Source organism: Janthinobacterium sp. SUN137 (genome assembly GCF_030587265.1).
GTDB classification, from domain to species: Bacteria; Pseudomonadota; Gammaproteobacteria; order Burkholderiales; family Burkholderiaceae_D; genus Janthinobacterium; species Janthinobacterium kumbetense.
Window position 1 is genome coordinate 81728 of the sequence record NZ_JAPWHZ010000004.1, and the last position, 26840, is coordinate 108567.

The following is a 26840-nucleotide window of genomic DNA, read 5'->3' on the forward strand; positions in this document are numbered from 1 at the left end:
GCGCAGTAGGTTTGGTCAGGCGTTTCCAGGTACGGCGTTCGGCTCCATAAACATCAACTCCCATTGATGTCCATCCAGGTCCTGGAAACTGTGGCCATACATGAAGCCGAAATCCATCGGCTCCTTGTAGATGCTGCCGCCCGCCTGGACGGCCTTCGCCACCAGCTCATCGACTTCGCCACGGCTCTCCGCCGACAGGCACACGAGCACTTCCGTCGCCACCTTGGTATCGCACAGCTGCTTGGGCGTGAATTGCTTGAATTTGTCGTGCGTCAACAGCATCACGAAGATATCGTCGGCGACGATCATGCACGTTGCCGTTTCATCCGTGAAATGGGCATTGAAACTGAAGCCCAGCGCCGTGAAAAACGCCACGGAGCGTTCCAGCGACTGGACGGGCAGATTGACAAATATTTTGCGGGCCATCATGTCTCCTTCAGGTGAGATGAAAAATGCTGCCCGCCGATTCTACACCGGCTTTTTACGCGCCAGCGCGTCCCACGATCTTCGGCACGTAGCCAAAATAGCGGCTGAACGCAGCGCTGAAATTGGACGGATGGCGATAACCGGTTTGCCAGCCCGCCTGCGCCACCTGGCAACCATTTTCCAGCAGTAACTTTGCCCGCTGCATGCGCAGCGCCAGCAAGGTGCGCTGCGGACTGTCGTTGTAGCGGTAGCGCCATCCCTGCTTGAGCTTGAACAAGCTCAGGCCCGTCTGCGCGCACAGGTAATCGAGCGTCAGGTCTTGCGCCATCTGCTCCTGCATCAGCGCATGGACGCGCTCCAGCTTGATCATCTCGGCCTCGGACCAGCGCGGGATGGAAGCGGGCACGGGCGCCGGCCGCAGCGCCCGCAACTGTTCCGCCAAGACACTGAGCACGCCGATGTGCACGGCCAGCGGGTCCGTCGCACGCAGCAGCGCCCGCGCCTGCAGGGCGGACGCCGCCGTGGTGGCCGCATGCGCCAGCTGGCGCGCGCCACCGTGGGGTAACAATGACGCCAGGCCTTGCGGCCAGTAGCGCGCCAGCGCATCCTCGTCCACCAGCACGCGCAATTGCGCCGCCCGCTGATTCGCCTCGAAACGGCGCTCGCCGCTGACGTGCTGAAACGCCGTCACCGTCGTATGGCCGGCCCGAAAACGCAATTGTTCGCCATCGCGCGTGGTGTAGCCGGACACGCCTTCCAGGCCGATGGTGATCACCATGCCGCCCGCATCGTCATGCTTCGATTGCTCGACGAGCGCAAGGCGCGGACGGTAATCGGAATGCACGAGCAGCAAGCCCTGGTCGACCTGGCGCTGGTCAGCGCGGCACTCGCCCATCCCGGGGTCCAGCTGGCGCCGCGTCCAGCCTGCCGCTTCCCTGTCCTGTTCCCTCATCGCTCCCCCCTGTTTTCCCGCGCGCCGTCGCGCATACGAAATGCGCCGTGTCGCATACAAATGCAAATGATAATTATTCTCATTGTTGCATAAAATAGGTGCTCTTGCCCACCTCACCGAAAGGAAGCACCATGCCATTTACAACACAACACGCCTTGCAACCGTATTGGGACCTGGCCGTCGCGCCCGTCCAGGCCGATGGACTGGCCGCCGCCCTGGAACTGGGCATTTTCGAACTGCTGGCCACGCCGCACACGCCGGCGCAGCTGGCCGACGCCCTGTCGCTGCACGCACCACACACGGCGCTGCTGCTGGAATTACTCTGGAGCATGCAGGTGCTGGAACGCGATGCGGCCGATGCTGATGCGCAGCGCTACCGCTGCACGGCCGCCACCTTGCAGTATTTCTGCCGCGACTCCGTGGCCTTTTGCGGCGACGCCTGGCTGTACCGGCTGCATGCGCTGCGCCATTTCGCCACCCAGCTGAGTACGCTGGTGCGCGAGGGCGACAAGGCCGCGCCCTACAGCACGGCAAGTGGCATCAACTGGGCCATTGCCGCGCAGCAGCAGATTGGCCAGGAACAACGCGCCATCACCATGCGCGCAGCCCTGTCCGTGATGCAGCGCATCGCCCCGTTTGCAGACGGCCACACGCCGCTGCGCCTGCTCGACCTGGGCGGCGGACCGGGCTGGGTTGCCATTGCGCTGGCGCAAGCCCATGCGGGCTTGCACGGCGGCGTCTTCGACTGGCCGGAAACGGTGGCCGTGGCAGCCGCGAACATCGCCCATGCGCAACTGTCTGACCGCCTGGAGACTGTGGGCGGCGACCTGGCCAGCGACGATATCGGCAGCGGCTACGACCTCATCTGGTGCTCGTCCGTGCTGCATTTCGTGCCCGACATGGCGGCGGCCTTGCGCAAGATCCATGCGGCATTGACACCCGGTGGCGTCTTCGTTTGCGTGCAAGCGGAAATCGCCCCGGCAGCCGGCGACGCGGCGCGCGTGCTGCCGTATTACTTGCCGATGCGCATGCTCGGCCGCACGGTAACCCAGCAGGGAGAATTGGCGCAAGTGCTGCGCGACACGGGTTGGCGGCAAGTGGAGCAATACAGCGCCAGCGATTTCCCCATGGCGCCCGTGCAAGTGTTGATTGCGCGCAAGGATGGAGCGTGAATCCGCCCGCGCGCAGCGCGCTGCCGCAAGCGCCATTTGATGCATCGCATGGCAAGCGCTGCGCCCATGTGGTTGAATACTGGCTGCGCAGCGATGGCGCTGAACGCTGAACCATGACAAACCCCGCATTACGCACCTGAGATAACACCAAGATGTCCATCGCCCTATGAGCCTGACACTATCTGATCGTTCTGGAACGATCCTCGGAGAAATTGTCGTCCTGTCAGAGAATGCGCTTGTTCTCGGGACTTTTCTTCCCACGGCTGCCTTTGCCGCATACGCGACCTTGTTCAAAAATCTGGAACAAGCCGCCAACGATCAGCTTTTCGTCGAGGCAGACCGATTGGAACAGGAAATTCAGTCATGCGATTTTTGCGTACTCGATACGCACAGCGGCATGCAGCGCAACATAGCTGATTTGCAGATCATGCAAGATGGAATCTGTTTCCATTGGCGAGCAAGCTGGGAACGGCCTCGGTAAACCTGCGCCGGCGGCCCGCGCCGGGACCGATGCATGCCGCTGTCCCACGGCGCCCGTTCCTGCTCGCCGGTATCAAGCGGGACTGTCCCGCAACGCGTCGATGATCAGGCCAGCCAGCCGCTCGACGGGCGGCCTGGGCACGCTGGAGGCGCGCAGCAGTTCCAGCGACAGCGGGGGCAGGGCGGGCAAGCCCGCCGCCACGTGGTCGAGCGCGCAGACGGAAGACGGCAAGCCCAGGCTGGTGCGCACCGTCACGCCCAGCCCGGCGGCCGCCGCCGCCCACAGTCCCGCCAGACTGGGACTGGTAAACGCCGTGCGCCAGGCGATGCCGGCATGGTCCAGCGCCTGCGTAGCGCAGCGCTGGAACAGGCAGTCGCGGTCGAAGGTAATGAGCGGCAAGGGCTCGCCCGATTCAGGCTGCCAGGCCAGGCTGGATGAGGCGATCCAGCGCATGGCCGGCTCGGCAATATGCTGGCGCTGCGGCAGCGGATACTCGGCCACGTCGGCGATGCAGGCGCCGCCCCACAGCAGGGCCAGGTCCAGCTGGCCCATGGCCAGCCCTTGCATCAAGGCCGTGTTGCGCGCCACGTGCGCCTCGATGCGCACTTTCGGATGCGCGCGGGCAAAGCGTCCCAGCACGTCGGGCAGCAAGGCTTCGCCGAAATCCTCCTGCAAACCGAGCCGTATCCAGCCTTCCAGTTCCGCGCCGCGCAAGGCGACGGCCGCCTCGTCGTTGAGTTCCAGCAAGCGGCGTGCATAGCCGAGCAGCACTTCGCCGGCCGGCGTCAGCGCCAGTCCCCGGCCATCCTTGCGGAACAGGGGCATGCCCGCCTGCTCCTCGAGTTTTTTCAGCTGCGCGCTGACGGCCGAGGTGGAGCGGCCCACCTTGTCGGCCGCGCGGGCAAAGCTGCCCAGTTCGATGCCAGCCACATAGCTGCGCAAGAAGGCGATGTCAAAATTCAGCAAGCTCATGGCGCAAATACAATCGTCCTGTTTTATGGGATGGTGACTGGTAAATTATCTGATATTCAGAACGATCGTACTGCGCAACACTGTCAGGGTCAACCACTTTCCCCTCCCTGCCATGACCACCAGCTGCCCAGCCGTTCCTGTTCCCGTCCCCGCCACCGCGCCCGCGCTGGGCGATACCCACCGCTGGAAGGTGCTGGCCGTCGGCGTGGCGGCCAATGCCAGCTTTTCCGCTGCCGCCAACGGCATGCCCACGACGGCCATCTGGCTGCGCAGCGGCTATCACCTGAGCAATACGCAACTGGGGGTGGCGCTGGGCGCCATGGGCCTGGGCGTGGCCCTGACAGAATTGCCATGGGGCATGGCCACCGACCGCTGGGGCGACCGGCCCGTGCTGCTGACGGGCTTGCTGGGCACCATGCTGGCCCTATTGACCTTGCTGCTGTGGATCACACCCGCTGACGGCGCCGTGCCGCCGTTATGGGCGCTGGCGGCCGGGCTGGCCCTGGTCGGCGTGCTGGGCGGCAGCGTGAATGGCGCCAGCGGGCGCGCCGTGATGCGCTGGTTCGGCGCCGGCGAACGGGGTTTCGCCATGAGCATCCGCCAGACGGCCGTACCGCTCGGCGGCGGCCTCGGCGCCCTCGTCCTGCCCAGCCTGGCGTCACGTTACGGCTTCATGCCCGTGTTTGGCGCCCTGGCCCTCGTATGCGGCCTGTCGGCGTTTTTTACGTGGCGATGGATGCATGAGCCCGATTTCTCTGCCGAGGCCGCCACGGGGCCGCAAAACGCGTCCACGGGCCTGATGGGGATCAAGCCGCCTCCGCCGCTGCAAGGTCCACTCAAAAACCGCAAAGTGTGGCGCATGGTGGCCGCCATCGGCTTGCTGTGCGTGCCCCAGTTTGCCGTGCTCAGCTATGCCACCGTCTTCCTGCACGACCATGGCCGCCTGGGACTGGCCGCCATCACGGCCGTGATGGTGGCCCTGCAGGCGGGCGCCATGTTGATGCGCATCTGGAGCGGACGCCACACGGACCGCCACGCGAACCGGCCCGCCTATCTGCGCGGCTCGGCCCTGGTGGCCTTGGCGTCGTTCATTGTGCTGGGATGCATCGCCTGGCTGCAGGCGCCGGGCTGGCTGCTGATGGCCGCCGTGGTGGCCGCCGGCATCGCCGTGTCCGCCTGGCATGGCGTGGCCTACACGGAGCTGGCCACGGAAGCGGGCGGCGCCAACGCGGGCACGGCCCTGGGCATGGCGAACACGGCCGTCTACGCGGGCCTGTTCCTCACACCGATCGCCATCCCGCACTTGCTGGCGGCCAGCAACTGGCCCGTCGTGTGGTGGCTGGCGGGGCTGGTGGCGCTGGCCACGCGGCCCCTGTTTCCGAAAGCTTAATTTAACTCGGGCAGCGGCGAAATGCGGTAGATGCAACGCATCGCGTTCGTCAGCACATGCTGCTCGCGCACGATGCTGGCGCCCGGTCCCACCACTTCCTGGAACAGCTGCAATTCGGAGCGGCAAAAACCCTGGCAAGTGCGCGCGGCGGCGCAGATGGGGCAGTGGTCTTCGATCAGCAGCCAGTCGTCGCCATCCGCTTCCACGCGCGCCATATAACCCTCTTCATCGCGCACGGCCGCCAGTTGCTGCAGCCGCGTAGGCAAGTCCGGCGCCGAGCACGCCAGCGCATACGCGCTGCGGCTTTCCTCTTCGCGCTGCGTGATCAGTTTATCCAGCCCCGCTTCGCCGAACAGCTGGCGCACGGAACCGATCAGCTTGATCGTCAGCTGCGCATGCGTGTCGGGAAAGCGCGCATTGCCCGCCTCCGTCAAGACCCAGTTCTGGCGCGGCCGCCCGGCGCCCGCCTGCGCTTCCTGGCGCCCCTCGATGAGGCCCGCCGCTACCAGCTTTTGCACTTGCTGACGCGCCGCCTCGCCCGTCATGTCCAGGGTCTTGGCCAGGGTCGCCGTGGAGACGGGTCCCTTGGTCTTGATGAAATACAGGATGCGCTCCGTCGTTTGCGGCGCCTCTTGATTATCCAAACGTTTACTTGTGTAATTCATTTCACTCAACTATCATGGGGCCAGTTAACCAACTAATTGCTTGCATAATAGGCCGGTAGCTCCCCGCTGTCGAGGAGTTTCCACGTCCGTATGCCGGCAAGGTACTCTTTTGACAGGATTTTCCCATGCAACTGTCTCACTCGATCTGGCTGTTTCACGCCATCCTCGCCACCGGCCTGGCCCTCTGGCTCACCCTGGCCGCCCTCAACAACCTGCACGCCTTCCACGGCGCCGTCTGGGCCATCGGCAACACCATGCGCATGGACCCGCTGCGCCAGGACCCGACCATCCAGACGCCGCTGCTGCGCCGCGCGCTCACGTCCCTGGTCTTGCACCGCCTGAGCCTGTTGACGGTGCTGGCGCTGCAACTGCTGGCCGCCATCGCCGCCTGGACGGGCGTGGCGCTATTGCTCGGCGCATCCCTGACGCAAGCGTTGCCCTGGCTGAACCTGGCCCTGTGCGCCATGGCCGCCTTCCTGCTGCTGATGCACCTGGGCGGCCTGTGGTTCGGCTACTGGATCGCCCAGGAAAGCTTGCAGACGACGCACCTGGTGCTGCTGCTGTGGACCCTGGGTTTGTTCTTCCTCTTCAACGCGCAGCGGACCTGACCAGCCTCCGCTGCGCCTCTTCTTCTTTCTCCCTTTCAATGCAGTAAAGGACTTCATCATGAATACGAAACTCGTCGGCGCTTCCGCGCTGGCCATCGCCCTGGCCGTCGCGGGCGCCGCGCTGTATCCGCGCGCCAACTCGCATGCGGCTGATGCCGCCGCCTACCCCGCCACCAAGGTGGCGCTGGTCCCCGTCGTGCTGGGCACGCAGGAACGCTTTTTTGCCGGTGTGGGCGAACTGGAAGCGGCGCGCCAGGTGCAGGTGGCGGCCGAAACGGGCGGGCGCGTCACGCAGATCCGCTTCGAATCGGGCCAGAGCGTGGCGGCCGGCGCCGTGCTGGTACAGCTCAATGACGCCCAGGAACAGGCAATGCTGCTGCGCCAGCGCGCACAGCTGAAAAACGCGGAAAGCAGCCATGCCCGCACGGTGCAGATGGTCAGGGAAAAGGCCGCCACGCAGGAGCAGCTCGATGCGGCGCTGGCCGCGCGCGACGCGGCCCTGGGCGACGTGCGCCAGACGGAAGCGCTGATCGCGCAAAAGACCATCCGCGCGCCGTTCGCCGGGCAGCTGGGCATCCGCAAGGTGCACGCGGGCCAGTACCTGAACGCGGCCGACACGGTGGCCAGCCTGATCGACACGAAGGCCTTGCTGGTGAACTTCGCCCTCGATGAACAGAGCAGCGCGAATCTGGCGCCGGGACAGGCCGTGCAAGTGCTGGTGGACGCCTATCCGAATGAAATCTTCACGGCGAAGATCAACGCCATCGACCCGCTGGTCGCCCGCTCGCGCATGGTGCAGGTGCAGGCGGCATTGAGCAATCCCCGCGGTGCGCTGAAAGCGGGCATGTATGCGAACGTGCGCGTGGCCCGCGAGGCTGGCCAACAGCTGACGGTACCGGAAACGGCCGTGACCTACAGCGCGTATGGCGATACGGTGTTTGTGGCGCAGCAGGAAGGAAAACAGCCGCTCACCGTCAAGCGCGTGGGCGTCAAACTGGGCGAGCGGGCCGGGGGCCGCGTGGCCATTCTCGACGGCTTGCGCGAAGGGCAGCGCGTGGTCGCTTCGGGCCAGCTGAAACTGGCCGACGGCATGGCCGTGCAGGCCGTGGCCAATACCCTGGACGAGGCGAAACGCGCCGCGCCCAAGGCCGGTTCTTGAGGAAGGGCCAGCACCATGAAATTTACCGATTTATTCGTGCGCCGCCCCGTGCTGGCGCTGGTGATCAGCACCTTGATTCTGATGCTGGGCGTGATCGCCATCCTGCAGCTGCCGATCCGCCAATACCCGATGCTCGAATCGTCCACCATCACCGTCACGACCAACTATCCGGGCGCCTCGGCGGAACTGATGCAGGGTTTCGTGACGCAACCCATCGCGCAAGCCGTATCGTCGGTGGAAGGCATCGATTACCTGACGTCGTCGTCGGTGCAGGGCAGCAGCACCGTCACCGTGCGCATGGAATTGAACCGCGATTCCACGCAAGCGTTGACGGAAGTCATGGCCAAGGTCAACCAGGTACGCTATAAATTACCGGAAGGCGCTTTCGACCCCGTCATCGAGCGCGCGGCCGGCGATTCCTCGGCCGTCGCCTATGTCGGCTTTGCCAGCGAGAGCGTGTCCGCGCCCGCGCTGACGGATTACCTGGCGCGCGTGGTGCAGCCCATGTTCGCCACCATCGACGGCGTGGCGAAGGTCGACGTGTATGGCGGCCAGCAGCTGGCCATGCGCCTGTGGATCGACCCGGCGAAACTGGCCGCGCGCGGGCTGACGGCGGCCGACGTGGCCGACGCCGTGCGGCGCAATAACTACCAGGCGGCGCCCGGCAAGGTGAAGGGACAATTCGTCGTCGCGAACATCAGCGTCAACACGGACCTGACCAGCGTGGAGCAATTTCGCGACATGGTCATCCGCAAGGGCGGCGATGAAAAAGACAGCGCCGCCCTGGTGCGTTTGAAGGACGTGGGCACGGTGGAACTGGGAGCGGCCGCCACGGAGACGAGCGGCATCATGGACGGCGTGCCGGCCGTGTATCTGGGCCTGTCGCCCACGCCCGGCGGCAACCCGCTGGTGATCGTCGACGGCATCAAGAAGCTGCTGCCGGAAATCCAGAAAACCCTGCCGCCGGGCGTGAAAGTCGAGCTGGCGTTCGAGACCGCGCGCTTCATCCAGTCGTCCATCGACGAAGTGGCGCACACCCTGCTCGAAGCGCTGCTGATCGTCGTCATCGTCATCTACCTTTGCATGGGTTCCCTGCGCTCCGTGCTGATTCCCGTCGTGACGATCCCGCTGTCGATGCTGGGTGCGGCGGCGCTGATGCTGGCCTTCGGCTTCAGCATCAATTTACTGACCCTGCTGGCGATGGTGCTGGCCGTGGGCCTGGTGGTCGACGACGCCATCGTCGTAGTGGAAAACGTGCACCGGCATATCGAGGAAGGCAAGACGCCCGTGGCGGCCGCCCTGGTGGGCGCGCGCGAAGTGGCCGGCCCCGTCATCGCCATGACGATCACCCTGGCGGCCGTGTATGCGCCGATCGGCATGATGGGCGGATTGACTGGGGCGCTGTTCAAGGAATTCGCGCTGACTTTGGCCGGCGCCGTGGTGGTGTCGGGCGTAGTGGCGCTGACCTTATCGCCCGTGATGAGCTCCCTGCTGCTGCAGCCGAAACAAGCGGAAGGGCGCATGGCGCGCGCCGCCGAGCATTTCTTCGAAGGCCTCACCAGCCGCTACGCGCGCCTGCTGGACCGTTCGCTGCACCACCGCTGGTGGAGTGCCGGTTTCGCCGCGCTGGTGATGCTCAGTCTGCCGTTTTTGTACCTGCTGCCGCAGCGCGAACTGGCGCCGGCGGAAGACCAGGCCAGCGTCTTGACGGCGATCAAGGCGCCGCAGCACGCCAACCTCGATTACGTGGAACGCTTTTCGTACAAGCTCGATGAGATCTACAAAAATATCCCCGAAACGGACTCGCGCTGGATCATCAATGGCGGCGAAGGCCCGGCATCGAGCATCGGCGGCATCAACCTGACGCCGTGGGCCGAACGCTCGCGCAATGCGGCCGTCATCCAGGCCGAATTGCAGCACGCCGTGGGCGACGTGGAAGGCACCAGCATCTTCGCCTTCCAACTGGCGCCCTTGCCCGGATCGAGCGGCGGCTTGCCCGTGCAAATGGTGCTGCGCAGCGCGCAGGATTACGCCACCCTGTTCCGCACCATGGAAGACGTCAAGCAGCGCGCGCGCGACAGCGGCCTGTTTGCCGTCGTCGACAGCGACCTCGATTACAACAACCCCGTCGTCAAGGTGCGCGTGGACCGCTCCAAGGCGAACAGCCTGGGCATCCGCATGCAGGACATCGGCGAATCGCTGGCCGTGCTGGTGGGCGAAAATTACCTGAACCGCTTCGGCATGGATGGCCGCGCCTACGACGTCATCGCGCAAAGCCCGCGCGAGCAGCGATTGACGGCGCAAGCCCTGACGCAGCAGTACGTGCGCGCCGACGATGGCAGCCTGCTGCCCCTGTCCGCCGTCGTCTCGGTGACGGAACAGATCGAGCCGAACATGCTGACCCAGTTCAACCAGCAAAATGCGGCCACCTTCCAGGGCGTGCCGGCGCCGGGCGTGACCCTGGGCGACGCCGTCGCCTTCCTCGACGGCGTGGCGAAAACCCTGCCGCCCGGCTTCAGCTACGACTGGCAATCGGACGCGCGCCAATTCGCCACGGAAGGCAATGCGCTGCTGCTGGCCTTCCTGGCGGCCGTCGTCGTGATTTACCTGGTGCTGGCGGCGCAGTATGAGAGCCTGACGGACCCTTTGATCATCCTGATCACGGTGCCGCTGTCGATTTGCGGCGCGCTGATCCCGCTGGCGCTGGGCTACGCCACCGTCAACATCTACACGCAGATCGGCCTCGTGACCCTGATCGGCTTGATCAGCAAGCACGGGATCTTGATGGTGGAATTTGCCAACGAATTGCAGGTGCATGAACGGCTGGACCGCCTCAGCGCCATCCGCAAGGCGGCGCAAATCCGCTTGCGCCCGATTCTGATGACGACGGCGGCCATGGTGGTGGGCCTGGTGCCGCTGCTGTTCGCCTCGGGCGCCGGCGCCAACAGCCGTTTCGGCCTGGGCGTGGTGATCGTTTCGGGCATGTTGATCGGCACCTTCTTTACCCTGTTCGTGCTGCCCACCGTGTACACCTTTCTGGCCCGCCGCCACACGGCCGACCATGCCACGCCGCGCGCGCGCGATTTGTCGCACGCGCTGAAGGAATCCCCATGAAAAATTACCGCTATCTCGTCTCCCTTTTCCCCCTGCTGGCCGGCTGCGCCGTCAGCCCCGCCTACGTCACGCCGGCCACGCCCGCCATCGCCCTGGCCAGTCCGCAGCAGGCGCAGTTTGCGCCAGGTCAAACGGCTGCCAGCGAAGCCGCCTGGTGGACGTTTTTCGACGATGCGCGCCTGTCGCGGCTGATCGCCAGCGCGTTGACGCACAACCTCGATATCGCGCAAGCGCAAGCCAATCTGCTGGCCGCGCGCGCCACCTTCGACGAGCGCCGCCTCGACGAACTGCCCGCCGTCACGGGCCAGGCGGGCTGGCAGCGCAGCGTGCAGCAAGATGCGCCAGACAGCCGCGCCGCCAGCACGAGCACGCGCGTGGGGTTCGATGCGCAATGGGAAATCGACCTGTTCGGCCGCCTGGCGCATATCACCCGCTCGGCGCAGGCGCGCGCCGACGCGGCGCAGGCCGATTTGCGCCAAGTGCAGCTGACGATCGCCGCCGAAGTGGCGCGCAATTACTACGAGGCGCTGGGCTACCAGCAAAACCTGGCGCTGACGCAGGCGCAAGTGCAAAGCTGGCGCGACACCATCGCCCTGATCGATGCGCGCATCCGCGCCGGCGGCGGCTTGCCGGAAGAGCGCCACAACGCGCTGGCCAACCTGGCGCGCAGCGAGGCGGCCTTGCCGCCGTTGCAGGCCGGCTTGCGCCAGGCGCAGTACCGGCTCGATGTGCTGAGCGGCCAAGCGCCGGGCGCCATCGCGCTGGCGACCACACCGCGGCAGCAGGCGCCGCTGGCCGGTCAGTTGCCGCTGGGCGACGTGAACCGCCTGATCAAGCAGCGTCCCGACGTGGTGCGCGCCGAGCGCCTGCTGGCCGCTTCCAGCGAAGACGTGGGGGCGGCAACAGCGGACCTGTATCCGCGCCTGAGCCTGGGCGGCTTTTTGGGCTTCTTTGCGCTGCGCGGCAGCGGCGTATTCGACGGCGGCGCGCGCGCCTTCGACGTGGCGCCCTCCGTCAGCTATCCGGCCTTCCGCCTGGGCAGCGTCAAGGCGCGCTTGCGCGGCACGCAGGCCGAAGCGCAAGGCGCGCAGGCGCGCTATACGCAAACGATGCTGTTGGCGCAGGAAGAGGTGGAAAACGCCGTCACGCAACTGGCGGAAAACCAGACGCGATTGGCCTCGCTGCTGGAATCGGCGCGCCACGGCAACGCGGCCCTCGGCATCGCCAGCACGCGCTATGCGGGCGGTGCCGGCAGCTACCAGGCCGTGCTGGAAAACCAGCGCGCCTTGTACGATATCCGGCGCGAAGCGCTGCTGGCGGAAACGGCGTCCTACATCGATGCGATTGCCCTGTACAAGGCGCTGGGATGGGGGCACACTATGTGATCTTTTTAGCTCGGAAAGGCACGCGATGTTCACGCAAGGCAGCTGGCTCAATCCACCGGAAAACTGGTCCGCCGACGGCGCGCAATTGCGCGTGACGACGGACGCAAATACGGATTTCTGGCGCAAGACTCACTATGGTTTTATCCGCGACAGCGGCCATTTTTTCGGCACGCAAATCGACGGCGATTTCACGGCGCAGCTGCACGTGGCGGCGCAGTACGCGGCGCTGTACGACCAGGCCGGCATGATGGTGCGCATCGACGAGCAAAACTGGATCAAGTGCGGCGTCGAATTTTCCGACGGCCAGCTCTTATTGAGCACGGTATTGACGCAGGACAAATCCGACTGGGCCGTCAGCAGCGCTCCCGCCATGCCGGACGGTTTCTGGCTGCGCGTGACGGTGGCGCAAGGCGCGATCCGCGTGCAATATTCGACCGATGGCCAGCGCTGGCCGCTGCTGCGCCTGGCGCCATTTCCCGAGGCCGGCAGCTACCGCGTCGGCCCCATGTGCTGCACGCCGGAACGCGCTGGCCTGGAGGTGGTGTTTTCCCGGTTTTCCATCGGCCCGGCGCAGCAAAAAGACTTGCACGATTTGAGTTAAATCAAGCGGTCCACGTCTCGTGCAAATGGCGCCACAGCAGCGTTCCAGCCGGTGTCTTCTCATACACGACGGTCGACAGGCGCTCCGTGTTTTCTCCCCCCGGCAGCGATTGATGCTCGCGGTAAGTCACGCTGGCGCCGGCCGCGTTGTCCTGGATCAATGCCAGGTCGGAAATACGCATGATGAGGCCCGGACGGCTGCCGCCGGCGCCCTGGAAAAATGCCGTCAAGCCGGCATGATCGAGCTGCTTGCCGCCCGGTGACACCATCGTGAAGCCGGGCGAGAAACGCGCGAGCAAATCGGCGCAATGTTCGGGTGCCGTGGATTCGCCGGAGAGCCATTCGCGGATCAGCACATGCGTGGATAACACGTCGTCAAAACAGGGGTTCGTTGTCTTCATTTTTTTGCTGCTCCATGGTGATGTAAAAGGTCGAGAACGGCGCGGTTGTCGATGCGCATGCACAACGCCAAAGGCAGCACGCACGCGCTGGCGGCCAGCGCAAAACACCAGTGAAAAACCTGCGCCGCGCGCAGGTGCTGGGCGGGGTCGTCCAGCGACGTAATTCCCTGCGCCGCCAGCAAGCCATTCAGCAGTACGCTGAGCAGCGCCACGCCCAGGCAAAAGCCCAGCTGACGGTTGATATTCCACACGGCGCTGGCCTGGCTCAGCTGCCCGTCCGGCGTGCGCAGGAACGCCGTGCTTTGCGCCGTGCTGCTGCACAAGCCGCCGCCAAAGCCCATCACGGCATACGCGCCGGCCAGCCAGAACAACTGGCCCGCCGCATCCACGCGCAGCAGCATCAGCATGCCCGCCGCCTGCAGCAACGCACCAGCGAGGAACAAGGGTTGCGGCCCCACGCGGCGATAGCTTTTTCCCGTGAGCGAGATGGCCGCAAACGAGGCCAGCGCCCACGGCAGCATCAGCGCGCCCGCCGTCGATGCCGACATGCCCAGCACGCCCTGCAAATACAGCATGGCCAGCAGGCTCACGCCCATGAACACGCCCGGCACCAGCAGGTACATCAGCATGGCGATGCGCAGCAGCGGTTCGGCGGCCAGGCGCAGGTTGAGCAGCGGCGTGGATTTGCGCAGCGCGCCGCGCACGTAGATCCAGGCGCACGCGGTGCCCAGCGCCAGCACGCCGGCGCCGGCAAGCAGCTCGCCCGGCGTGCCCAGCATGGTCAAGCCCAGCAACAGCAAAAGGATGGCTGTGCTGCCCGCCACAAGGCCGCCCGTGTCGAGGCGGGGCACTTGCGCGCGCGGCGGGTCGGGACGCAGCCAGCAGGCGGCCAGCAGCAGCGCCAGCGCGGCAAACGGCACGTTCAGATAAAAAATCGCCCGCCACGACAGGCTGTCGACGATGACGCCGCCCAAGGCGGGCGACAGGGCGGGCGCCAGCAAGCCCACCAGCATGATGACGGACGACAGGCCGGGACGCTCGGCCGGTTGATACAGCTGGTAAGTCATGCTTTGCCCCAGCGGGATCAGCAAGCCGCCGCCCAGGCCCTGCACACAGCGCCAGGCGATCAGCGCCTCGATCGAGGGCGCCAGGCCGGCGCCGATGCTGGCGCATAAAAAAGTTAGCAACGATGCCATGAACACGGTTTTGCTGCCATAATAGGCAGCCAGCCAGGCGCTGGCGGGGATGACGATGGTCAAGCCAAGGATGTAGGCCGTGCTGATCCAGGCCAGCTGCGCCACCGAGGCGTGCAGGGCATGGCCGATGTCGGGATAGGCGACGCTGGTGATGAACATGTTGATCAGATCGACGAAAAACCCCAGCAGATAGATGGCCGCGACCTTTTTGCGATAGTCCATGGTGCTCCGAATGGCAAACGGCCAGCTTAAGCTTTCATCGCCATTTGCGTAACGGGCCAGCCCCGATTACACTGTCAAAGAAATTTTGACAAACTCCCGCAACCCGCATGTATCCTCATAGTTATTTATGATCAGTCTTGACCGTTTGGGTATTTTCATCGCCATCGTCGACGCCGGCTCGCTGACGGCCGCCGCCGCCGTGCTGGGCCAGAGCAAGGCCGTCGTCAGTTTTAACTTGAAGCAACTGGAAGCGGAGCTGGGCGTGTCGCTGCTGACGCGCAGCACGCGCAGCCTGGCGCTGACCGACGTGGGACGGCGCTTTTACGAGGATTGCCAGCGCGTGCTGAGCGAAGCCCAGGGCGCCATCGAGACGGCGCGCCAGGGGCACCAGGGCTTGCGCGGCACCCTGCGCCTGACCACCACCGTCGAATACGGCAGCCGCACGGTGATCCCCGCGCTGATCGCCTTTGCCGCCGCCCATCCGCAGCTGCAGATCCAGCATTCCTCGTCGTCCTCGCATGAAGACCTGATCTCGGGCGGCTACGACCTGGCCATCCGCATGGGTTCCCTCAACGATTCGAGCTACCGCGCCGCGCTGATCGAGCCGTATGCGATCTGGCCCGTCGCCTCGCCCGCCTACCTGGCCAGCCTGCCCGGCCGGGACATCGCCACCTTGCCCGACTTGCAGCGCGCGCGCTGGCTGGCGCACAGCCGCCTCGCTACGCCCCTGCGCTGGGACGTGCAGACGCCCGACGGTGCCGCCGTCTTCGTCGCGCAGGACGACGCCGCCATCCATTCCGACTCCGCCTCGGCCCTGCTGGGCTTTGCCCTGGGCGGCTGCGGCGTGGCCCTGCTGCCGCAATGGCAGGTGGAAGGGGACGTGCGCGCGGGACGTTTGCGCCGCCTGCTGCCCGACGTCGTCTTCCCGGAACAGGGCGTGTATGCCGTGTATCCGAACACCCAGCATATTGCGGAAAAAGTGCGCGCGTTTATCGACTTCTTGCGCGCGTTCGTGGGCACGCCCGCCTGAGGTTTCACGTGGCGCCACGGCGCCCATGTCACGTCGTCAATACTTGTTGAATACAACGATTTCCAAAGGGCAAACGAGCGCCCATTTCGCTTTTCACGGCCTACACTGGAAGGACGTTGTTCACCGATTGGAGACCATCATGGCACATACATTGGCAGCAGTTTTCGCCGTGCGCGACATGGCCGAGCGCGCCCGGCACGACCTGATCACGGCGGGCTTTCCCGGCGCCAACATCCGCCTGCACGATGCGGGCAGTGACGACTTTTCCGCCACGGAAAACATCCGCCGCGACGACAGCGATAGCCTGCTCGACAGCGTCAAGCATTTCTTCACGGACCTGTTCGGCAGCCACGCCGACCGCCACATCTATGCGGAAGCCGTGCGGCGCGGGCATGTCGTGCTGACACTGGAAGGGGCGAGCGACGCCGATATCCAGCGCGCCACCGACCTCGTCGAGCGCTATGCGCCGCTCGACATCGATGCGCACGCCGAGCACTGGCGCACCGGCGGCTGGCAGGGCGCGCCGCAAGACGACGGCGCGCGGCGCCAGGGCGCCAGCATGCAGCAGGGCGCGTCGGCCGGCAACCTGAACGAGACGGCAGCATCGCAGCAATTTGCGGGCGGCATGGCGCCGCCGTCATCCGGCACGGGCGCCAACGCGCGCCGCTACCCCAGCGCCGACAACCTGCCGGGCACCAGCTACAACGACGAACAGTACTACCGCAACCACTGGAGCGCCACCTATGTCGCCACCGGCGCGCGCTTCGAGGACTACGATCCCGCCTACCGCTATGGCCATTCGATGGCGAACAGCGACAGCTACCGGGGCCGCCCGTGGGATGAGGTGGAAGCGGAGCTGCGTTCCACGTGGGAGCACACGTATCCGCAATCGGCGTGGGACAACTTCAAGGCGGCCATCAAACATGGCTGGGAGCGCATCACGTCCTGACGCGCGGCGAGGGGATGGCTCTGTCAGCGCCCCTCGTGCGTGAGCTTGAGGAAGTGGTTCAGGATGTGGAAGTGGTCTTCGAAGAACTGCTCTTCCATGGCCGGCAGGGCGCTCACCGGCACCCACTGCGCCAGCGCCGCATCGTCGGCCGCCGTCACGGCCGGCAGCTGGCGCGTCTTCAAGTCAAAATAATGCGCATGCGTGATGGTGCGCCCCCGCTGGCTGCGGTCCGGATGGTCGAACACGGCCACGCCGACCAGCGCCTCGACCAGGGTGGGCGCCAGCACGCCCAGCTGAGTTTCTTCCGCCAGTTCGCGCAGGGCGCCCTGCAGCAGGCGTTCGCGCGGCTCCAGGAAGCCGCCCGGCAGCGCCCACAAGCCCTTGCCCGGATAGCCGCCGCGGCGCACCAGCAAGACGTGGCCGCCCGTCTGCACCAACGCATCCACGGTGCAAAAGATGGGCGCATACGGCGCCGTGCGCCAGCGCGCCTTGTACGCTTCGATGGCGCGGTATTCCTGCACCAGCGGCGCGTACCACGGCAACAAGGTCCACGCCTTCAGATACTGGCCGATGGCCGCCGGCAGCAGCTGCGCCACGGCGCTCAGCGACACGTCCACGTCTTCCGCCTCGAACAGCACGTTGCGGATCGCCGTCGCGCCGATGGGCGCACCGGGATCGATCTCCAGGTTGAGCAACTGCCAGTGCGGGAAGTGGTGCAGGTAATAACTGGTGGCGTCCTTGAAACAAGCCACCAGGGTGACGCGCTGCACCGCGGGCACGGCGCCCGCCACGGCGCGCCGCACGGCATCGGCCCACAGGCCATCGTCGTAGTAATCGCGCACGGCCACGTAATGCACGCGCGCGCGCTGCGCCTCGGGCAGGGTGGCGGCGATCATGGCGGCCCGCTCCTGCCACGTAAACGGGTTCTTCGGGCTGCGCGCATGGAAGGCGGAACCGAGCACCACCACGACGCTGGCGGCGGTGGCCAGCGCCTTTTGCAGCAAGCCCGCATGGCCATTGTGAAAAGGCTGGAAGCGGCCGATCAGGATGGCCGCGTCGGCAGGATAGGATGAGCTCATGCGTCGTCTCCGGTGGGGTAGTGGGCGGCGATCGGCAATTGACGCCCGCTGCCAAAGGCGCGCGAACGCACGCGGATGATGGGCGCCGCCTGGCGCCGTTTGTATTCATTGCGGGCGACCATGCCGAGGATGCGCGTCACCAGTGCGCGGCCCTCGTCCGTCTCGCGCAGCTGGTCGACCAGGGTCAAGGCTTGCGCGCTTTCTTGCGCCGGCAGGCGGCGTCCCTCGATATGCCATTTCAAGATTTCATCGAGCACGGGATAGGGCGGCAAACTGTCGGTGTCGCGCTGGCCCGGCGCCAGTTCCGCCGACGGGGGTTTGTCGAGCACGGCGACGGGGATCAGTTCGCGCCCGGCGCTGGCGTTGAGGTGGCGCGACAGGGCGAATACCTCCGTTTTATACAGGTCGCCGATCAATCCCAGTCCCCCGTTCGTGTCGCCATACAGGGTGCAGTAGCCCACCGAGATTTCGCTCTTGTTGCCGGTGGTGAGCAGCAGGGCGCCGAAGGCGTTCGAGTATTCCATCAGGATGGTGCCGCGCACCCGCGCCTGCAGGTTTTCCAGCGGCAGTCCCTGCAGCTTGCCGTCGAAGGCTTGGGCATAGCCCGCTTCGTATTGCGCCACGATGTCGCGGATGGCATGCGTGTGCAGGACGATGCCCAGGTTGGCGCACAGGGCGACGGAATCGGTGACGGAGCCGGCGCTGGAAAACACGGACGGCATGGTGATGCCCACCACGTTGTCGGCGCCCAGGGCTTCCACGGCCAGGGCCAGGGTCAGCGCCGAATCGATGCCGCCCGAGCAGCCGACGACGACTTTCGTAAAGCGGCAGCGGCGCGCATAGTCGCGCAAACCGAGCACGATTTGACGGCGCGCAAATTCCACGGCCGGGATGCCGTCCGGGTCGGGCACGGGAAACGCCGCGCCATCAGGTCGCGTAAAACCGCCGTCGGCAAAGCGCAGCAATGGATCATCCTCGACGAAGCGGGCCGCCTCGAATTGCACGCCGAGGGTGGGGGACATGGCGAACGAGGCGCCGTCGAACACGAGTTGATCCTGGCCACCCACCTGGTTGACGAAAAGCAAAGGCAAGTTCACGCGTGCGCAGGCGGCGCCAAACACGGCATGGCGCTGCGCGCGCTTGCCGATGTCGGACGGGCTGGCGTTGATGCTGACGACCAGGTCGGGCCGCGCCGCGTGCAGGGCGTCGAACGGGTTGACGGCGTAGGCGCGGCCATCGTCGTTCCAGCCATCCTCGCAAATCATGAAACCGACTTTACAGCCGGCGATATCGAGGGTGCAGGCACCGGGCGGACCCGGCTCGAAATGGCGCCCCTCGTCGAAGATGCCATACGTCGGCAACAGCTGCTTGTAGTATTCGGCCACGATGCGTCCGTCGCGCATCGCCAGCAGCGCGTTGTACAGGGGCTTGCCGACGCCGGGATTCGGCCGCGCCGTGCCGATGACGGTGACCAGCGCAGGCCAGCGCGTGGACGCTTCCAGCAGCTGATCCAGCGCCTGCTGCATGTCGCGCAGGAAGGCGGCGTCCTCGAACAGGTCGCCCGGATAGTACGCGCACAGCGATAACTCGGGGCACACGAGCAAGTCGGCGCCATCGCTGCTGGCGCGGCCCATGCGCGCGATGATGGCGGCACAATTGGCGTCGAAGTCGCCCACGGTGGGATTCATCTGGGCGAGGGCGATGGTCAGCATGGCGATCCTTCATTGGTTACGCTTGAAACCACTATCCTGCCTGAAAAATTTTCTGAGCGTACTGATGCAATCGTGCAAGCCTGCCGATCAGGGTGCTACAAGGTCTTGAGCCAGGCCCGCAAGCGCGTGCGCGCATTCGCATAGGGCGACGCCGTATTGAACTGGATCATGCGTCCCATCGTGTAATGCGTGTACCAGGGCTGGCCATACAATTGCCCATCGTCGTGGCTGTCAATCAGCGCCAGCAGCTGGTCTTTCGCCTGAGCCAGACGCTGCAGCAAGTCGTCCATATTCAAGTCAGCATAGTCGGCATAGAAGCGCTGCGCCAGTTTTCCCAGAGCGTTCCACGTGAAACCTTCGGCGGGAAAGGCGATGTCCTCGATGCGTTTGCCGTCGCGCAACTGCGCGTGCCAGTGCAAGACCAGCTCGTTCCAGCCGACCAGGTAGGCGAGCAAGTCGCACACGCTCATGCGCGTGCCCGCCACTTGCCCTTCCAGCACGGGTTCCCGCGCCAGCGTGGGCGGCACGCGCGCCAGTTCCTGCATCAACTTCGCATACGTGCTGTCGATGGCGGCTATCAGTGCCTGCTTGCTGTCCGGGATCGCCATCAGGCCGCCTTCACCACCGGCAAGCCGGCCGCCTGCCAATCGTCGTAGCCGCTGCCGAGACGGCGCGCATGCAAGCCGTGCTGGCGCAGGGCCGCCACGGCCTGCACGGACAGCACGCAATACGGGCCGCGGCAATACGCGGCGATTTCTGCATTCTCCGGTAATTCGCCCAGGCGGCGCTGCAAGTCATCAAAGGGAATATTGACCGCACCGGGCAAGTGGCCAGCGGCGAATTCCTGCGCCGGCCGCACGTCGAGCACGGTGATGCTGGCTTCACGCATGCGTTCCTGCAACTCGTCGCCCGTGATCGCTTCCACGTGGTCACCCCGGCCCAGCGCCTGCAATTCGCTGCGCTGGTGCTGCGCATACACGTCCAGCGCGGCCAGCAGTTGCACGATGGGGCCGCTGCCCAGCCGGTACAGCACGCGCTTGCCGTCGCGCCGCGCCAGCACGAAACCGGCGCGCCGCAACTGCTGTAAATGCTGCGAGGTATTCGCCACGGACAGGCCCGTCAACTCCACCAATTGCTCCACCGCATACTCGCCGTGCACGATCTGCTCGAGCAGGCGCAGGCGCGGCGCGCTGCCTAAAATATGGGCAAACCCGGCGGAACCGGTGAGAAGTTCGATATCGGCATTTTTCATTGACACGATGCTAGCACCCTTATAACATTCAAGCAATCAATTGAATGTTAGGAGCAGCAATGCAAATACTCTGGCTCGATGCGCTGGCGATCGGCGCGGGCGCGACGGCGGTGATGGATGTGTGGGCGGTGGCGTTAAAACGCTTCTGGTGCATCCCCTCGCTGAACTTTGCGATGGTGGGACGCTGGCTGGGCCATCTGCCGCGCGGCACTTTTACCCACGTCAACATCGCCCAGGCGGCGCCCGTGCGCGATGAAGCCATCCTGGGCTGGACGGCTCACTATGCGATCGGCGTGCTGTTTGCGGCCGTGCTGCTGGCGCTGGTGGGTGAGAGGTGGGTGCAAGGGCCGACCTTCGCGCCGGCCCTGCTGGCGGGCCTGGTGAGCGTGGCCGCGCCGTTTTGCATCTTGCAGCCGGGCATGGGCGCCGGCCTGGCCGCCAGCAAGACGCCGCATCCGACGGCCGCCCGCCTGCGCAGCCTGATGGCCCACACGGCGTTCGGCATCGGCCTGTACCTGGCGGCGCTGCTGTGGTCGACGGTCCGCTAGGACGTCAGCGGCGGCACGGGCGCGGGTGCCGGCGCGGCTGCCACCGCCGACATGGCCGGTGCCTCGGGCTGGGCCGGCACCGTGCTCAGCACCATCGTGCTGGGCTTGGCGATCGCGATATGCGCCGCGTCCAGGCGCTTGAGCAGTTCGAACAGCAGCGCGCTGCGGATGCCCGAGGTCAAACGCGGCGACGAGGCATAGCCGGTGGCGTTGAACAGCAACAAGCCATTGTCGATGCCGTCGAGCTGTACGCTGGGCGCCGGCGTGTCGAGCACGTCGGGATTGTCGACAAAGGTGGACAGGATCAGCGCGCGCGCCGCTTGCGCATCCGTGCCCAGCGGCAACGGCAGCTTGACTTGCACCAGGCCCAGCGGATTGGCCAGGGTGACGTTGCGCACCGTCTTGGTGATGAATTCCGAGTTCGGCACGATCACCGTCGAGCGGTCGCTCAGTTGAATTTCCGTGGCGCGCACGTTGATGCGGCGAATGTCGCCCTCCACACCGCCGAGTGACACCCAGTCGCCCACTTTCACCGGACGTTCGGCCAATAAAATCAGGCCGGAGACGAAGTTCTGCACCACCGCCTGCAAGCCGAAGCCGATACCCACCGACAAGGCCGACGCCACCCACGCGATGCGTTCCAGGCCGATGCCGGCGGCCGACAGGGCCAGCGCCACGGCCAGCACGCCGCCGATGTAGCCAAACAGCGTGATGAACGACACTTGCATGCCGGAATCAAGGTTGGTGGTCGGCAAATAACTGTTTTGCAGCCAGCGCTTGAACAAGCCCAGCGCAACAAAACCGGCGAGCAGCACCAGCAGGGCCTGGATCAGCGCGGCAGGGCGGATCGCCACCTCGCCGATGGCCAGGCCATCCTGCAGCTTGCCGACCCGCTGGAACAGCTCGCCCGGCCCTTCGCCGAACGGCGCCAGCAGCAGCATCAGGGCCAGCAGCACGACGATGGCGCGGCCTATGCCCGATAGCAGCACGGCCGCCTGGTCGCGCGCCTTGGGCGTGGCCAGCACGGGGTTGGCCACATCCGGCGGCGGCGGGGTGGAAGCCAGCAGCATGCAGATATCGTCGACCAGCACCGTCAGCAGATAGGTGCTGCACAGCACCACGATGACCCAGGCGATTTGCTTGGCGACAAAGCTGCCGAACGCCACATAGCCGACCAGCAAGCTGATGACGCTGGACGCCAGCGCCAGCCACAACAGCACCGTGACGCAGCGCAGCCACAGCGGCGTGACCAGGGTGGCGGGATCGGCTTCGCGCAACTGGCGCCAGCAGCGCTCGGCGCGCATCAAGCCGTAGGCGATGGTCGTGCTCATCACCAGGGCGACGATGCAGTTGACGGCCACGGCCGTCGACAGGCCCGCATTGATGACGATGGTGACCCGTTCCGTCGCCCACACGAGCACGACGATGAAGGAAAACATCGACGGGAAGTTGCGCATGCGGTGCGCCAGCGCGTCGGGCAGGGGCAGCAAACGCCACGACACGCGCCGTGGCGACAGCAGCGCATGGCCCAGTCCCGCCGTAAAACCGGCAAAACAGATGATGCCGATCAAGCTGCTGAGGAAAGTCGAGGTTTTGTCCGACAGGCCACCCTCCCAGCGCAAGCCCATGGCCAGCAATTCCGCCACCAGTCCCGGCGTGGCCAGCGCCAGCACCAGCACGGCCAGCGCATGCAAGGAACGGCGCAAGCGGCCATGCGGCACGCGCGTGGCCGTGACCACCAGCAGGTAGCGCGAAGCCCAGACGCTGGCGCCGATCACGGCCACGATGGCGGCCAGCAAGCCGCCCCAGGCCGACCACGGCGTGGCGCTGGCCGCGTTCGCCAACTCCAGCTCCAGCGCCCGCAGGCGCTGCAAGTTCTGCGGCAATTCCGCATGCAGCTGTTTCCAGAAAGAACCAGCCAAAATCGACGCCGTGCGTTCGCCCAGGCGCGCCTGCAACTGCGCGCGGCGCACCGTCGACACTTGCTCCGAGGCCTGCGTCGCTTCCACGGCCAGCAGGCGCGCCAGTTTCACCTGCGCATCGAGCGCGCTGCTGGTGCGGTCCAGCTGGCTGCGCTGCGCTGCCACGTCGGGCGCATCTTTTACCCCCGCCGCCGGCTTGCCCAGCTCGGCCAGCCGCGCCTGCACGCTCGACAATGTCGGCGCGAGCGCGTCGGCCACCTTGTCCGCTTCGGTGCTGGCCGCCAGCGCATCGGCGCGCATCTGCGACAGGGTCGCGTCATCCAGATCGGCCTCGCCATCGAGCGCCTTCTGGATGCCGGTAATCTGCTTGCGCAAGCCGTCGAGGCGCTGGTCGGCAGTGGCGGCGTCATCGACGGGCTGCGACCAGGCGGGCGGCGCGGATAGCGAGCACGCCAGCAACAATGCCAGCAGGAAAGGGAAGAAACGGAGACGGAAAGAAGTCATGCGGACCTATGCCTGAAAATGAGAAAAACTGCCGGACTGGCGGCGGCGCCGGTCATGGCGTGCCGCCCGGCGGGTGCCTGTCAATATAGCTGAAAACACCGGCAAGCCACAGGATCAGCGGAACTGGCGTGTGCCTCCAGGCGCGACTAGGCATATTGCCCTATGGAAATATCATTCAAAAAGGTCTAGGATCGTCGTCCGCTTGGCGGCGCGGCACCCATCTGCACGCCGCCGACCTTTTCACCATTCCCTCCGTATTGAGACAGCCATGAAGTTTTTATCCAACCTGACCATCGGCACACGCCTCGCCACAGGCTTTGGCGCCATCGGCGCCATGCTGATCATCATCTCTTGCCTGGGCATCGCCATGCTGGGCAAGATCAACCAGGGCACCGGCCATATCGTGCATGACAGCATGCCGAAGATCGAGCTCGCCAACAGCGTGTCGGCCAACATCAACGACATCGCCATCGCGCTGCGCAACATGATGCTCAGCGCCGATCCGGCCGACCAGCGCAAGCAAACGGACGCCATCCTGGCCGCGCGCCAGGCGGCGGCCGGCAATCTCGGCAAGCTCGCCCGCATGCTCGATTCCGACCGTGAGCGCGCCTTGCTGGCCAAGATGAACGACGCCAACACGCGCTACGCGCAGGGCCAGGAAGCCTTGCTTGAACTGATCAGGAGCGGCACGCCGGACGACAGCAGCGCCTACCTGTACGGCCAGCTGCGCCCCGTATTGCTCGTCTACAAACAATTGATTGCTGAACAGATCAGCTTGCAAAATACCCTGGCCAACACGGCGGGCGACAACGCGAATGCCACCTATGCCAACACGCGTACCTTGCTGATCGGCATGTCGCTGGCGGCGCTGGCCATCGCGGCGGCGTTGGCGTATGGCATCACGCGCTCGATCACCGGCCCCGTCACCACGGCGCTGCAGGTGGCCAACACGGTGGCCGCAGGCGATTTGCGCAGCCAGATCACCGTGCAATCGAGCGATGAAATGGGGCAACTGTTGCAGGCGCTCAAGCGCATGAACGACAACCTGGCGCAAACGGTGGGCACGGTGCGCGCCGGCACGGAAACGATCGCCTCGGCCTCGTCCGAGGTGGCGGCGGGCAGCCTGGACCTGTCGGCGCGCACGGAGCAGCAAGCCAGTTCGCTGGAAGAGACAGCCTCTTCCATGGAAGAACTGACGTCGACCGTCAAGCAGAATGCCGACAATGCGCGCCAGGCGCACGTGCTGGCCGACACGGCTTCCGGCGTGGCGCAGCGCGGCGGCGCCGTCATCGCGCAAGTGGTGGCGACCATGCGGCAAATCGACGCCTCGTCGAACAAGATCGCCGACATCATCGGCGTCATCGACGGCATCGCCTTCCAGACGAATATTCTGGCCTTGAACGCGGCCGTGGAAGCGGCGCGCGCGGGCGAACAGGGCCGCGGCTTTGCCGTCGTGGCGACGGAAGTACGCAGCCTGGCGCACCGCTCGGCCGCCGCGGCCAAGGAAATCAAGACCCTGATCGACGATTCGACCCAAACCGTGGCGGCCGGCAGCGAGCTCGTGCACCAAGCGGGCGACACCATGAGCGACCTGGTCGACAGCGTGCGCCGCGTGACCGACATCATGGAAGAAATCACCTCGGCCAGCGCGGAACAGACGGCCGGCATCGAGCAAATCAACCAGGCCATCAGCGAGATGGACAACGTCACCCAGCAAAACGCGGCCCTGGTGGAAGAATCGGCGGCCGCGGCGGCGGCCATGCAGGAGCAGGCGGCCACCCTGGCGCAGGTGGTGAGCGCCTTCAAGCTGGAAGCCGGCGCGCCGGCAAGCAAGCCGGCAATCGCCGCGACAACCGTACCGCGCCAGCAAGCCGTCGCCCTGCGCATGCCGGCCGCCAAAAAAGCTGCACCGGCAGCAACGGTGTCATCCGACTGGGAAGAGTTCTAAGACAGCAACGCCACAGGTGCCTCTCGGCGCCTGTGGCGTCATGCAGCATGGGCTGCTTCCTGTTACGCGACCTGATCCATGTCAATCAACAATCCAGTTTGACACGGCACGGCTAGGCCGAGAGTTCTCTCCGGATGATCTCCGCGCCGGCACTGAGCGCATGCAACTTGCCTCTGGCTACGTGACGCGACAAGGGCGCCATGCCGCAGTTGGTGCTCGGGTAGAGTTTGTCGGCATCGACAAACCGCAGCGCCTTGCGCAGGGTGTCGGCCACTTCTTCCGGCGTTTCAATGGCATTGTTTGCCACGTCGATGGCCCCGACCATCACTTTTTTACCGCGGATGAGTTCAATCAGATCGATGGGCACACGCGAGTTGTGGCATTCCAGCGAGATGATGTCGATATTCGATTGCTGCAGCTTGGGGAACGATTCCTCATATTGACGCCATTCGGAGCCCAGCGTATTTTTCCAGTCCGTATTGGCCTTGATGCCGTAACCATAGCAAATATGCACGGCCGTTTCGCATTTGAGCCCTTCGATCGCCCGCTCCAGGGTGGCAATCCCCCAGTCATTGACCTCATCAAAGAAAACATTGAATGCCGGTTCGTCAAACTGGATGATGTCGACGCCGGCCGCCTCCAGTTCCCTGGCTTCCTGATTCAGGATCTTGGCAAATTCCCAGGCCAGTTTTTCGCGGCTCTTGTAGTGGCTGTCATACAGCGTATCGATCATCGTCATCGGGCCTGGCAGCGCCCATTTGATCGGCTGCGTGGTTTGCTGGCGTAAAAACCTGGCGTCGTCGACAAACACCGGTTTCGGGCGGCTCACGGCGCCAACGACGGTCGGCACGCTCGCATCGTAGCGGTCGCGGATTCTGACGGTCTCGCGTTTGTCAAAATCGACGCCGCTCAGATGCTCGATAAACGTGGTGACGAAATGCTGACGCGTTTGCTCGCCATCACTGACGATATCGATGCCGGCCTGCTGTTGCTCCTGCAGCGACAAACGCAAGGCATCCTGTTTGCCTTCGATTAGTTCCTCGTCCTGTAATTTCCAGGGCGACCACAGCTTTTCAGGCTGCGCCAGCCAGGAAGGTTTCGGCAAGCTGCCGGCAGTTGAAGTAGGCAATAATTTTTTCATGATGATTGATGT

24 protein-coding genes are annotated in these 26840 nt (G+C 65.3%); 12 read left to right on the top strand and 12 right to left on the bottom strand.

From position 1 onward, the window contains the following. Nucleotides 1-15: 15 nt before the first annotated feature. Both O3298_RS20810 and O3298_RS20815 read right to left on the bottom strand, forming a co-directional pair. Entirely contained in the window at nucleotides 16-426 is a 411-nt protein-coding gene (locus O3298_RS20810; protein WP_289906042.1) for a VOC family protein, read from the bottom strand. 55 nt (nucleotides 427-481) lie between these two features. Further along, a complete protein-coding gene (locus O3298_RS20815) occupies nucleotides 482-1378 on the bottom strand; it encodes an AraC family transcriptional regulator (RefSeq protein ID WP_305060440.1) in 897 nt (298 codons plus the stop codon). Between the two features lie 131 nt (nucleotides 1379-1509). Here O3298_RS20815 and O3298_RS20820 point away from each other — a divergent pair, with 131 nt between their 5' ends. Continuing rightward, nucleotides 1510-2550, top strand: a complete 1041-nt coding sequence (locus O3298_RS20820) for a class I SAM-dependent methyltransferase (RefSeq protein ID WP_305060441.1) — start codon at nucleotides 1510-1512, stop codon at nucleotides 2548-2550. Nucleotides 2551-2716: 166 nt separating this feature from the next. After that, nucleotides 2717-3031: a hypothetical protein gene (locus O3298_RS20825; protein ID WP_305060442.1), complete on the top strand. Its 315-nt coding sequence runs from the start codon at nucleotides 2717-2719 to the stop codon at nucleotides 3029-3031. 72 nt (nucleotides 3032-3103) lie between these two features. On the opposite strand, the gene O3298_RS20830 is transcribed toward O3298_RS20825, so the two are convergent. Then, on the bottom strand, nucleotides 3104-4003 hold the full coding sequence (locus O3298_RS20830; protein ID WP_289906038.1) for a LysR substrate-binding domain-containing protein: 900 nt from the start codon (nucleotides 4001-4003) through the stop codon (nucleotides 3104-3106). A gap of 112 nt (nucleotides 4004-4115) precedes the next feature. On the opposite strand from O3298_RS20830, the gene O3298_RS20835 reads away from it, so the two are divergent. Next, on the top strand, nucleotides 4116-5393 hold the full coding sequence (locus O3298_RS20835; protein ID WP_305060443.1) for an MFS transporter: 1278 nt from the start codon (nucleotides 4116-4118) through the stop codon (nucleotides 5391-5393). Here O3298_RS20835 and O3298_RS20840 read toward each other — a convergent pair. Beyond that, nucleotides 5390-6058 (bottom strand): metalloregulator ArsR/SmtB family transcription factor, encoded by a 669-nt coding sequence (locus tag O3298_RS20840; protein ID WP_305060444.1) that lies wholly within the window; start codon nucleotides 6056-6058, stop codon nucleotides 5390-5392. The two genes, O3298_RS20835 and O3298_RS20840, sit on opposite strands and share 4 nt — an antisense overlap. A 125-nt stretch (nucleotides 6059-6183) precedes the next feature. Here O3298_RS20840 and O3298_RS20845 point away from each other — a divergent pair, with 125 nt between their 5' ends. Genes O3298_RS20845 through O3298_RS20865 form a run of 5 tightly spaced genes read left to right on the top strand, consistent with a single transcriptional unit; the run spans nucleotide 6184 to nucleotide 12925 of the window. After that, a complete protein-coding gene (locus O3298_RS20845) occupies nucleotides 6184-6666 on the top strand; it encodes a DUF2165 family protein (protein WP_289912600.1) in 483 nt (160 codons plus the stop codon). Nucleotides 6667-6724: 58 nt separating this feature from the next. Beyond that, on the top strand, nucleotides 6725-7825 hold the full coding sequence (locus O3298_RS20850) for an efflux RND transporter periplasmic adaptor subunit (protein ID WP_305060445.1): 1101 nt from the start codon (nucleotides 6725-6727) through the stop codon (nucleotides 7823-7825). A gap of 15 nt (nucleotides 7826-7840) precedes the next feature. Then, entirely contained in the window at nucleotides 7841-10939 is a 3099-nt protein-coding gene (locus O3298_RS20855) for a MexW/MexI family multidrug efflux RND transporter permease subunit (protein WP_305060446.1), read from the top strand. Then, nucleotides 10936-12324, top strand: a complete 1389-nt coding sequence (locus O3298_RS20860; RefSeq protein WP_305060447.1) for an efflux transporter outer membrane subunit — start codon at nucleotides 10936-10938, stop codon at nucleotides 12322-12324. The genes O3298_RS20855 and O3298_RS20860 overlap by 4 nt, the downstream gene beginning before the upstream one ends. A gap of 25 nt (nucleotides 12325-12349) precedes the next feature. After that, nucleotides 12350-12925 (top strand): DUF1349 domain-containing protein, encoded by a 576-nt coding sequence (locus O3298_RS20865; RefSeq protein WP_305060448.1) that lies wholly within the window; start codon nucleotides 12350-12352, stop codon nucleotides 12923-12925. 1 nt (nucleotide 12926) lies between these two features. Here the strand turns inward: O3298_RS20865 and O3298_RS20870 are convergent, their stop codons facing one another. Next, on the bottom strand, nucleotides 12927-13325 hold the full coding sequence (locus O3298_RS20870) for a DUF4440 domain-containing protein (protein ID WP_305060449.1): 399 nt from the start codon (nucleotides 13323-13325) through the stop codon (nucleotides 12927-12929). Further along, a complete protein-coding gene (locus tag O3298_RS20875) occupies nucleotides 13322-14743 on the bottom strand; it encodes an MFS transporter (RefSeq protein ID WP_305060450.1) in 1422 nt (473 codons plus the stop codon). Before O3298_RS20875 ends, O3298_RS20870 begins: the two co-directional genes overlap by 4 nt. Before the next feature lie 127 nt (nucleotides 14744-14870). Here O3298_RS20875 and O3298_RS20880 point away from each other — a divergent pair, with 127 nt between their 5' ends. Then, complete coding sequence (locus O3298_RS20880) at nucleotides 14871-15773, top strand: LysR family transcriptional regulator (protein WP_251349621.1); 903 nt, start codon at nucleotides 14871-14873, stop codon at nucleotides 15771-15773. A gap of 139 nt (nucleotides 15774-15912) precedes the next feature. Further along, entirely contained in the window at nucleotides 15913-16722 is an 810-nt protein-coding gene (locus tag O3298_RS20885) for a hypothetical protein (RefSeq protein ID WP_305060451.1), read from the top strand. Between the two features lie 23 nt (nucleotides 16723-16745). On the opposite strand, the gene O3298_RS20890 is transcribed toward O3298_RS20885, so the two are convergent. The 4 genes from O3298_RS20890 to O3298_RS20905 form a co-directional block, all read right to left on the bottom strand. Continuing rightward, a complete protein-coding gene (locus O3298_RS20890; protein ID WP_251349618.1) occupies nucleotides 16746-17801 on the bottom strand; it encodes a bifunctional nicotinamide-nucleotide adenylyltransferase/Nudix hydroxylase in 1056 nt (351 codons plus the stop codon). Beyond that, a complete protein-coding gene (locus O3298_RS20895; RefSeq protein ID WP_305060452.1) occupies nucleotides 17798-19513 on the bottom strand; it encodes an NAD+ synthase in 1716 nt (571 codons plus the stop codon). The genes O3298_RS20890 and O3298_RS20895 overlap by 4 nt, the downstream gene beginning before the upstream one ends. A gap of 95 nt (nucleotides 19514-19608) precedes the next feature. Beyond that, nucleotides 19609-20121: a ClbS/DfsB family four-helix bundle protein gene (locus O3298_RS20900; RefSeq protein WP_305060453.1), complete on the bottom strand. Its 513-nt coding sequence runs from the start codon at nucleotides 20119-20121 to the stop codon at nucleotides 19609-19611. After that, nucleotides 20121-20765, bottom strand: coding sequence for a metalloregulator ArsR/SmtB family transcription factor (locus O3298_RS20905; protein WP_289912587.1), 645 nt, complete (start codon nucleotides 20763-20765; stop codon nucleotides 20121-20123). Before O3298_RS20905 ends, O3298_RS20900 begins: the two co-directional genes overlap by 1 nt. 59 nt (nucleotides 20766-20824) lie before the next feature. Between O3298_RS20905 and O3298_RS20910 the strand changes: the two genes are divergently transcribed. Next, a complete protein-coding gene (locus tag O3298_RS20910) occupies nucleotides 20825-21313 on the top strand; it encodes a DUF2938 domain-containing protein (protein WP_289912586.1) in 489 nt (162 codons plus the stop codon). Here O3298_RS20910 and O3298_RS20915 read toward each other — a convergent pair. Beyond that, entirely contained in the window at nucleotides 21310-23739 is a 2430-nt protein-coding gene (locus O3298_RS20915; RefSeq protein WP_305056451.1) for a DUF3772 domain-containing protein, read from the bottom strand. The two genes, O3298_RS20910 and O3298_RS20915, sit on opposite strands and share 4 nt — an antisense overlap. A 268-nt stretch (nucleotides 23740-24007) precedes the next feature. On the opposite strand from O3298_RS20915, the gene O3298_RS20920 reads away from it, so the two are divergent. Next, nucleotides 24008-25687: a methyl-accepting chemotaxis protein gene (locus O3298_RS20920; RefSeq protein ID WP_305060454.1), complete on the top strand. Its 1680-nt coding sequence runs from the start codon at nucleotides 24008-24010 to the stop codon at nucleotides 25685-25687. Nucleotides 25688-25799: 112 nt separating this feature from the next. Here O3298_RS20920 and O3298_RS20925 read toward each other — a convergent pair whose 3' ends face one another. Continuing rightward, on the bottom strand, nucleotides 25800-26828 hold the full coding sequence (locus O3298_RS20925; RefSeq protein ID WP_305060455.1) for a methionine synthase: 1029 nt from the start codon (nucleotides 26826-26828) through the stop codon (nucleotides 25800-25802). Between the last annotated feature and the right edge of the window lie 12 nt (nucleotides 26829-26840).

What these genes read in the sequence shown, in the direction of transcription:
- O3298_RS20810 (WP_289906042.1), bottom strand. Translation starts at nt 426, where the DNA reads ATGGCCCGCAAAATATTTGTCAATCTGCCCGTCCAGTCGCTGGAACGC.
- O3298_RS20815 (WP_305060440.1), bottom strand. Translation starts at nt 1,378, where the DNA reads ATGAGGGAACAGGACAGGGAAGCGGCAGGCTGGACGCGGCGCCAGCTG.
- O3298_RS20820 (WP_305060441.1), top strand. Translation starts at nt 1,510, where the DNA reads ATGCCATTTACAACACAACACGCCTTGCAACCGTATTGGGACCTGGCC.
- O3298_RS20825 (WP_305060442.1), top strand. Translation starts at nt 2,717, where the DNA reads ATGAGCCTGACACTATCTGATCGTTCTGGAACGATCCTCGGAGAAATT.
- O3298_RS20830 (WP_289906038.1), bottom strand. Translation starts at nt 4,003, where the DNA reads ATGAGCTTGCTGAATTTTGACATCGCCTTCTTGCGCAGCTATGTGGCT.
- O3298_RS20835 (WP_305060443.1), top strand. Translation starts at nt 4,116, where the DNA reads ATGACCACCAGCTGCCCAGCCGTTCCTGTTCCCGTCCCCGCCACCGCG.
- O3298_RS20840 (WP_305060444.1), bottom strand. Translation starts at nt 6,058, where the DNA reads ATGAATTACACAAGTAAACGTTTGGATAATCAAGAGGCGCCGCAAACG.
- O3298_RS20845 (WP_289912600.1), top strand. Translation starts at nt 6,184, where the DNA reads ATGCAACTGTCTCACTCGATCTGGCTGTTTCACGCCATCCTCGCCACC.
- O3298_RS20850 (WP_305060445.1), top strand. Translation starts at nt 6,725, where the DNA reads ATGAATACGAAACTCGTCGGCGCTTCCGCGCTGGCCATCGCCCTGGCC.
- O3298_RS20855 (WP_305060446.1), top strand. Translation starts at nt 7,841, where the DNA reads ATGAAATTTACCGATTTATTCGTGCGCCGCCCCGTGCTGGCGCTGGTG.
- O3298_RS20860 (WP_305060447.1), top strand. Translation starts at nt 10,936, where the DNA reads ATGAAAAATTACCGCTATCTCGTCTCCCTTTTCCCCCTGCTGGCCGGC.
- O3298_RS20865 (WP_305060448.1), top strand. Translation starts at nt 12,350, where the DNA reads ATGTTCACGCAAGGCAGCTGGCTCAATCCACCGGAAAACTGGTCCGCC.
- O3298_RS20870 (WP_305060449.1), bottom strand. Translation starts at nt 13,325, where the DNA reads ATGAAGACAACGAACCCCTGTTTTGACGACGTGTTATCCACGCATGTG.
- O3298_RS20875 (WP_305060450.1), bottom strand. Translation starts at nt 14,743, where the DNA reads ATGGACTATCGCAAAAAGGTCGCGGCCATCTATCTGCTGGGGTTTTTC.
- O3298_RS20880 (WP_251349621.1), top strand. Translation starts at nt 14,871, where the DNA reads ATGATCAGTCTTGACCGTTTGGGTATTTTCATCGCCATCGTCGACGCC.
- O3298_RS20885 (WP_305060451.1), top strand. Translation starts at nt 15,913, where the DNA reads ATGGCACATACATTGGCAGCAGTTTTCGCCGTGCGCGACATGGCCGAG.
- O3298_RS20890 (WP_251349618.1), bottom strand. Translation starts at nt 17,801, where the DNA reads ATGAGCTCATCCTATCCTGCCGACGCGGCCATCCTGATCGGCCGCTTC.
- O3298_RS20895 (WP_305060452.1), bottom strand. Translation starts at nt 19,513, where the DNA reads ATGCTGACCATCGCCCTCGCCCAGATGAATCCCACCGTGGGCGACTTC.
- O3298_RS20900 (WP_305060453.1), bottom strand. Translation starts at nt 20,121, where the DNA reads ATGGCGATCCCGGACAGCAAGCAGGCACTGATAGCCGCCATCGACAGC.
- O3298_RS20905 (WP_289912587.1), bottom strand. Translation starts at nt 20,765, where the DNA reads ATGAAAAATGCCGATATCGAACTTCTCACCGGTTCCGCCGGGTTTGCC.
- O3298_RS20910 (WP_289912586.1), top strand. Translation starts at nt 20,825, where the DNA reads ATGCAAATACTCTGGCTCGATGCGCTGGCGATCGGCGCGGGCGCGACG.
- O3298_RS20915 (WP_305056451.1), bottom strand. Translation starts at nt 23,739, where the DNA reads ATGACTTCTTTCCGTCTCCGTTTCTTCCCTTTCCTGCTGGCATTGTTG.
- O3298_RS20920 (WP_305060454.1), top strand. Translation starts at nt 24,008, where the DNA reads ATGAAGTTTTTATCCAACCTGACCATCGGCACACGCCTCGCCACAGGC.
- O3298_RS20925 (WP_305060455.1), bottom strand. Translation starts at nt 26,828, where the DNA reads ATGAAAAAATTATTGCCTACTTCAACTGCCGGCAGCTTGCCGAAACCT.